This window comes from Enterococcus sp. RTP21361st1_A6_RTP21361_211029 (genome assembly GCF_040910045.1).
GTDB lineage: Bacteria > Bacillota > Bacilli > Lactobacillales > Enterococcaceae > Enterococcus_D > Enterococcus_D gallinarum.
The window spans coordinates 1-7657 of record NZ_JBDGBK010000120.1; the positions used below are offsets into that span (position 1 = coordinate 1).

The window sequence follows — 7657 nt, forward strand, 5'->3', positions numbered from 1 at the left end:
CAGTTAATCTTATCATACAAAAAAGGAGTGGATTTCTCCACTCCATAAAAGTCTAACTTTTTGGGGTCACTACAAAAAGTCATTTTCGAGTACTTTTTGTTTTATGCCTGCGATAAGCTCTTTTGTAACCTGAAAATCCGGGCTATAGAGGACTGCTCCTTTGAGTTTGTGGATGGTCTGCTTCCACTAAAAGAAAGCATTCAGCTAGAGCAGCCAGCACTTATCTTCTATTCTCTTTAACTCTCTTTAATCTTAGTCAATGATTTCTCCATTACTGCGGATAACTCTTTGATACCAAGCAAAGCTATCTTTTTTGATTCTTTCGCCACTGCCTTTTCCATAATCATCACTATCTACATAAATAAATCCATAGCGTTTGCTCATTTCACTAGACGAACAGCTGACTATATCAATGGGTCCCCAAGCATAGTAACCGCGCAGATCCACACCATCTTTGATTGCTTCTTTCATGGCTCGAATATGATCTCGATAATACTCTATACGATAGGAATCATGAATGCTCCCATTTTCCAATTTATCAAAATAGCCAATCCCATTTTCAGTGATATAAATTGGACACTGATAGCGATCATAAAACTCATTTAAAAGAATTCTCAAGCCAATGGGATCAATTGTCCACCCCCAAGGATTTGCTGGTAGTTCCTTATTTCTGTGTGGTCCTAAATCCTTATCGTAAGAGTCTTGATCGCATATTTGTGTATAGTAGTAAGAAAAAGACATAAAGTCTGCCGTATGCTTCAGTGCTTCTTCGTCATCTTCTCCAAAAGTTACATGAATGCCTTTATCATCAAAGTAACGGAAAGCATAACCAGGATAGCGGCCGCGAAGTAAGACGTCTGCAAAGAAATACTCCATTTGATTTAATTTTAATGCAGCTAGAACATCTTCCGCCTTGCTAGATGCGGCATAAGATGGACCGCCACAAAGCATCATGCCGATCTCATTATCTGGATAATGTGCATGCGCATATTTTGTAATCAATGCACTAGCAACCATTTCATTGTGTACTCCTTGATATTTAGCAGAAAGCAAATCCTCTACTGCATCCTCAGGAATTCCAAGATGATTGAACGATTCATGGACAATTAAATTGATTTGATTAACCACTATCCACTTCTTTACTTTGTCATGATAGCGATCTAGCAGAACTTGACCATAACGGACAAAGAAATCAATAACTTCTCTTGAATACCAGCCTTTATACGAAGTTGTCAAATGAAGTGGCATTTCATAGTGAGACATTGTGATCATTGGTTCCATACCATTTTTTATTATTTCATCAAATAAATCGTCATAAAACTGCAAACCCGCTTCATTCGGCTCCAACTCATCTCCGTTTGGAAAAATTCTTGCCCAGTTGATAGAAGTCCGAAATGTTTTTAGCCCTAATTCAGCAAGCAATTTCAAGTCATCTTTATACGTGTGATAGAAATCAATTCCCCACCGTTTTGGAAAAATTCGCTCTGTACTGTTCATTGCTTCTTTGATATAAGCTGTCGTTATTTCCATATTAGATTTCTTTTCTAAGTCAACATCTGGAAGAAACTCATTAATATCTGCCACACACCAGCCTTTTCCGTCTACATCCCACGCACCTTCAGCTTGATTAGCTGCAATAGCACCGCCCCATAAAAAATCTTTTGGAAAACCTTCAGGTATTTTAGTCATTTTCTTCCTCTCTTTCCAGTCTACTCTCCAATTGCTCAATGCGCCGATCATAGGCTTTAAAAATTGCCAGCATGCGTTTAGCAATATTTATCTCACTGTAAATAGTCATCAATGTATCCTGTGCATGTGCGAACAACACAGAATACTCTCCATCTTCACCAGATGTTTCAGCCGTAATTGCATCTGTCTGTATGCGGTGTGCCTGTACAATCTCCTCATTTGCTTGCTTTATTTCCACTTCAGCCAGTGCAAAATCATATGATTCAATCGCTTTCAAGGCATCCATACAATGCTTTCTGGCATCTCCAGCATGTAGAATTATCTGCATGGCATGTTGAACGATTTGTTCTTTCACCATTCTAAGACCTTCTTTCACAATTATCTTTCTATACTCTTTCAGTTGCTTCAGCAGCTTCTCTTTCGCATTCTTGTTTTTCATAGGCTTTAAAAAATGGATACCAAATCGCTGCCGCCACGACAAAAACAATCAGCATTAGCAGAATGCCTGAAATTGTTCCGGTAGTTAGCCAAGTGGCAATCGGAAATGGACAGTACCACATTTGAAACATGACTGTTGGAATAGGTGCAAAAGCAATGACTTTCGTAAATAACCAGACAATTAATGGCAATATCAACCCTTGTAACCACATCGGGACCATCAATAGTGGATTCCAAGCAATACAGCCAAAAACAATCGGTTCATTGATATTAAAAATCGTCGGAGCAACCGAAGCCGTACCCAAGGCTTTTAATTTTTTTGATTTGGAGCGCATCAACATAAAAACAAGAGGCATTGTACAGCCGATACCGCCAATCCATAGATAAGCAGAATAAATAGTTGGATCAGTTACTAAATTCATTGCCTTTCCGTCAATATTTGCTTGAATAGCAGTCAATAAAACTGGATTTAAAACAGGCGTTAATACCCATGTTGAAATTCCCAACGAATAGAGGAAACAAACAATCAACATCATCAATGAAAAGCCCCATGGCGTCTCAATCACACTTTGTAATGGCATAAAGATGGCTAGAACAGCATTGTAGACATCAAAGCCAAGAAGATCAACGAAGATCCATCCGGTAAGGACAACAATACCGATTGGCAGCATAGCATCAAACCAAGAGCGGACAAAATCGGGAATCACCGATTCCTCACTGAAAAAAGAAAACTTTCCAAATAAATTCAACACCATACCAGCGAATAGTCCTGCAACAATTGCAATAAACATTCCCCCTGCACCAAGCGCACTATGACTAAAACCAGGTTCTCCGTCAGCAATGACTTGTGGAGAAATAATAATCAAAAATAAGATGATTCCAGACATTCCAGCATTGATTCTTTGCTTACGCAGTCTTTTTTTCTCCATCAAGTTGAAAGGAATCAGAAAAGATATGACAAGTGAGATCATCCCCATCGTCCATCCGTATGGCGTCCAGAAATTGGGTAAACTTGGAAAATAATCATTTAAAATTGCCAGCATACAAAAGACCGATCCTAAGAAAATTAATGGCAAAGCCTGCATGATTGAGTCTTTAAGAGTCACGATCCAAACGTTATGATTGATTTTATTCATTTTGGGCGTAAAGCTGTTTTCCAGCCAGTTAATTAAGGATTGCATTTTATTCCCTCCATTCTGAAAGCTACTGTACCTCTTCCAACAAGTGATCCAAAGCTTGTTTTCCGTTTAATGTGGCATAGTATTCAGGCTTCATCAAAATCACTTTCACTGGTGCATCACCAACAAATTCTTCTACTTCATCCAAAATATACGCCAGATGGGGACCAACCATTAACGCATCAATGTCGTCAATGTAGTTTTCAATCTCACTTTCACCGCGAGCAGTAATTTTTATGTCCAATCCTTTTTCAGCAGCAGCTTTGCGAATATTAGCAGCCATAAAACCTGAGCTGGCTCCAGATCCACACACAAGTAAAACATTCAATTTTTTCATGATTTTTCTCCCCCAATTCAATTTTCATTGATAGCGCTATCAATTACAGTTATACTATAGTCAATCTACAGCGGTGAAACAAATATTCTTTTGCACTGCAGTGGTGAAAGAGAGGGTGTCAGCCAATGAAAGCAAAGTATATAAAACTTCTTCACTATCTAAATGAGCAAGACAATTGGGTTTCCTCCACTCAATTAGCGGAAAAATTTGGGTTATCCAAACGGACGATAAAATCGTATATCGCAGATATTCAAGACAATGAATCTGATTTGATCCTTTCTTCAAACAAAGGCTATCGAGTGATAGCAAGTAATCTGGTCACTTTTTTCAATAACACAGAAACAAGTGTCCCTGAAACACCTACTGAACGAACTGCTTATCTCCTTTTGCGACTGATTTCAACCGAGGAAGCTCTATCTGTTTATGATCTAGCAGAAGAACTATTTATCAGCGAGTCCACATTATTGAGTGATGCAAAAAAACTTAAAAAAAATGTTCTGAACTGGCTATCGAAGTCAGACTAACCAAAGATACACTACAGTTGATTGGGACAGAAAAAGCGAAAAGACAATTAATCCATCAGACATTGCTATCCGAATTGGATAATCATTTCGTTGATATGACTAAGCTACAAGAAAGTTTTATAGATTTTGACCTTGATTATATCAAGGAAATTATTGCCGAACTTTTTTCAGACTATGATTTTTTCACGAATGATTATGCGTTAACAAATATAGTTATTCATCTAGCAATTGCCGTAGACCGTATGAAAGGAAATTTTCAGTCTCCTGAAGCAGAAGCTCAAGCGCCTCACTCAATCCATCCGACAGTACTAAAAATTTCCGAAAAAATCGCGGAAAAAGTAGCGGAACGGTACGGTATTCGTTTTCCCAAAGAAGAAATTCGTGATTTAGCTATCCTAATTTCAGCGAATGGAACTAGCGTGAATTTCACTCAAATTTCACCTGATGAGTTAGAGAAGGTCACGGACAAAAACTGCCTTGACTTAGTAAGAAAAATTCTAGCAAAAGTGGATGAATTATACTTTATTGATGGCAATGAACCTGAGTTCTTCATTCGATTTGCCCTCCATATAAAGAATTTACTGTATCGGATCAATAACGGCTACTCTTGTAGAAACCCAATGACAGAAACACTAAAAAAAGAATGTCCGCTCATCTATGATTGTGCCGTCCAGGTTTCTCATGTCATTCAAAAAGAAATCGGTTATACGATTAGTGAAGACGAAATTGCCTACATAGCTTTTCATTTAGGCTATGCGTTAGAAATTCAAAAACAGCGTACGAATAAAATAAACTGCACGATTCTAGTGCCTCATTACTACAACATGAATATTCAGGTGATGGAAAAGCTTCAGAAAAATTTCTCTGATGACCTTGAGATCCAGAATATTCTTACTAGTGAAAAAGAGTTGCAGTATGTAGATACAGAACTGATTGTGTCTGCTGTTAAACTGAAGCAAGTGATCGCTACCCCATACGTGATCATTAATCCTTTTTTTACCCTTGAAGATCGGCAACAAATTACCGCCAAGATCTTTGATATCAAAGAAAAAAAACGAAAAGAACAATTTGTGAAAACCTTTCTATCGCTTGTTGATAAAAAGCGATTCTCATATACAACTGAAAATCAAAACTCCGCAGAATTGCTCAAACAATTATGTGGTCAAATGAAAGAAGAAGGAATCGTGGACGAGACCTTTTATCCACAAGTAATTGAGAGGGAGCAACTTTCTTCTACTGCCTTTGGTTCAGTGGCTATTCCACATTCACTGACAATGAATGCCAATCGTACGGGGGTTGCGATTGCCGTCAATCCAAAGGGGATCCAGTGGGGAAATAATCGTGTCACATTGGTTTTTTTGATTTCCATCAATTACCATAACCGTCATGTGTTTCGGGAAATTTTTGATGATCTGGCCATGATTTGTACAGATGAACAAAACATTCATAAATTAAGTGCCATAACCACCTTCGATGAATTTGTAGACACGCTGACACAGTGTTTTATCAGCAACAACACAAAACAATGATACTTTTTATTATTGATAGCCATACACGTCGCACAATAGTGGGCAGCCTCTTGGCTGTTCTTTGATTAATAAACTTGGTTATTAACATTCTAAAGGCTGCTCTTCTTGTTCTTTTGACATAATAAGAATATAAAAAAGATCCTGATAAAAGTTCATTCATCCTCGACATACAATCCAGCGTCAAGAAGCACTCAAAATCATCAATTTTGAGTGCTTCTTGTTTTTTTATGTTTCTTAAGAAAATTTTCGGTCTTTCTAAACAAGTGGGATCAAATAGATTTCCTTCATTCATCAATTCTATGTAGAGCAACATTCCCTATTTTAGATTAGGATTGATCAATCCAACAATCACCAATCACCTTGGCAAACGAAATCTGTCCTTTTCTAATATCTGTTTTTTTAGTTAATGCAAACTTTCAGAAGTTTTTCTCTTGAAAAATTCATAAACAAGGAATACAATAAGATTGTTTTTAGGTACACCTAAAAAGATAGGATGTGACAGAATGAATGAAGAAAAAAAATTGATCCAGGCAGCAAATGGACCTAGCTTGGAAGAAATAAACAATACCGTAGCTATTCCCAAGGATGGGAATTTTTGGCGTAATCTTTTAGCTTTTTCTGGTCCCGGAGCGTTAGTCGCGGTTGGGTATATGGATCCTGGTAACTGGATCACTTCAATCGGGGGTGGTGCCGAATATGGTTATCTCCTGCTATCCGTCATCTTGATTTCAAGTCTGATTGCGATGTTGCTCCAATACATGGCAGCTAAACTAGGGATTGTCACCCATATGGACCTCGCACAAGCAACCCGTAAACACACCAGTAAAAAGCTGGGCTTTTTCCTTTGGATTATTACCGAGTTGGCGATCATGGCAACAGATATCGCCGAAGTAATCGGTGGAGCAATTGCTTTGAATCTATTATTCGGTCTACCATTAGTTGTAGGGGTCTTTTTGACGATTTTCGATGTCTTTTTACTGCTTTTCTTGATGAAATTAGGCTTTCGAAAAATCGAAGCCATCGTAATGACCTTAATATTGGTGATTCTGCTTGTTTTTGTTTACGAAGTGATTATTGCCCAACCTGATCTTCCGGCACTTGTTCAAGGCTTCATTCCCCAAAAACAAGTATTGAACCCTGGACAGCTGACCATGGCATTAGGGATCGTTGGCGCGACCGTCATGCCCCATAATTTGTATTTGCATTCGTCGATTTCACAATCAAGAAAGATTGATCGGACGAATCCGCAAGAAGTCGCTACAGCTGTTCGCTTTGCCACATGGGATTCAAATATTCAGCTTTCGGCTGCTTTTGTCGTTAATTGTCTGTTGCTGATTTTAGGGAGCGCATTGTTCTTCGGTCACAGCGAAGAAGTCGGTACTTTTTCAGCGCTGTATGATGCCTTACAAAATTCAGCGATCGCGGGAGCGGTGGCTAGTCCAGCCCTTAGTGTTCTTTTTGCCGTAGCATTACTGGCTTCCGGACAAAACTCAACTATCACTGGAACACTGACAGGACAAGTCGTCATGGAAGGCTTCATCCATATGAAGATTCCAACATGGGCAAGACGATTGATCACTCGTGGCCTTTCTGTCGTACCTGTTTTACTATGTACCCTCTACTTTGGCGGTAATGAACAGGCACTAGATAATCTTTTGATCTATTCACAGGTCTTTTTGAGTATTGCATTACCAGTCTCAATGATTCCATTGGTTTACTTTACTAGTTCCAAAAAAATCATGGGCGAAAAGTTCAAGAACCCTCTGTGGGTCACTTCTCTGGGCTGGATTTGCGCCATCGCATTAACAGTCCTCAACATTCGCTTGATCATCGAAACAATGTCTGGTATTTTTTAAAAAAAGAAAAAAGCCGCACGATCGCAGTTTTTGAAGCGACCCCCAAAAGTTAGACCAAAAAATCTAACTTTTGGGGGTCGTTATTTGTATGGCAAAATATCCTTTT

General features: G+C 38.6%; 7 protein-coding genes. 3 read left to right on the forward strand and 4 right to left on the reverse strand.

Annotated elements, in window-relative coordinates:
* Positions 1 to 252: 252 nt before the first annotated feature.
* Genes AB5Z52_RS15170 through AB5Z52_RS15185 form a run of 4 tightly spaced genes read right to left on the reverse strand, consistent with a single transcriptional unit; the run spans position 253 to position 3642 of the window.
* Positions 253 to 1689, reverse strand: a complete 1437-nt coding sequence (locus AB5Z52_RS15170; protein WP_005472648.1) for a glycoside hydrolase family 1 protein — start codon at positions 1687 to 1689, stop codon at positions 253 to 255.
* The gene (locus AB5Z52_RS15175) at positions 1682 to 2047 is read right to left on the reverse strand and encodes a PTS lactose/cellobiose transporter subunit IIA (RefSeq protein WP_005472650.1); all 366 of its coding nucleotides are present in this window, start codon (positions 2045 to 2047) and stop codon (positions 1682 to 1684) included. The genes AB5Z52_RS15170 and AB5Z52_RS15175 overlap by 8 nt, the downstream gene beginning before the upstream one ends.
* A gap of 28 nt (positions 2048 to 2075) precedes the next feature.
* Positions 2076 to 3308 (reverse strand): PTS sugar transporter subunit IIC, encoded by a 1233-nt coding sequence (locus AB5Z52_RS15180; protein WP_003128746.1) that lies wholly within the window; start codon positions 3306 to 3308, stop codon positions 2076 to 2078.
* A gap of 22 nt (positions 3309 to 3330) precedes the next feature.
* Complete coding sequence (locus AB5Z52_RS15185; protein WP_005472652.1) at positions 3331 to 3642, reverse strand: PTS sugar transporter subunit IIB; 312 nt, start codon at positions 3640 to 3642, stop codon at positions 3331 to 3333.
* Between the two features lie 125 nt (positions 3643 to 3767).
* On the opposite strand from AB5Z52_RS15185, the gene AB5Z52_RS15190 reads away from it, so the two are divergent.
* The 3 genes from AB5Z52_RS15190 (at position 3768) to AB5Z52_RS15200 (ending at position 7551) form a co-directional block, all read left to right on the forward strand.
* Positions 3768 to 4166 carry an HTH domain-containing protein gene (locus AB5Z52_RS15190; RefSeq protein ID WP_021149185.1) on the forward strand — a complete coding sequence of 133 codons (399 nt, stop codon included), beginning with the start codon at positions 3768 to 3770 and terminating at the stop codon, positions 4164 to 4166.
* 17 nt (positions 4167 to 4183) lie between these two features.
* Positions 4184 to 5695, forward strand: a complete 1512-nt coding sequence (locus AB5Z52_RS15195; protein ID WP_240077901.1) for a transcription antiterminator — start codon at positions 4184 to 4186, stop codon at positions 5693 to 5695.
* A 503-nt stretch (positions 5696 to 6198) separates the two neighbouring features.
* Positions 6199 to 7551 carry an Nramp family divalent metal transporter gene (locus AB5Z52_RS15200; RefSeq protein ID WP_003128741.1) on the forward strand — a complete coding sequence of 451 codons (1353 nt, stop codon included), beginning with the start codon at positions 6199 to 6201 and terminating at the stop codon, positions 7549 to 7551.
* Positions 7552 to 7657: the final 106 nt, after the last annotated feature.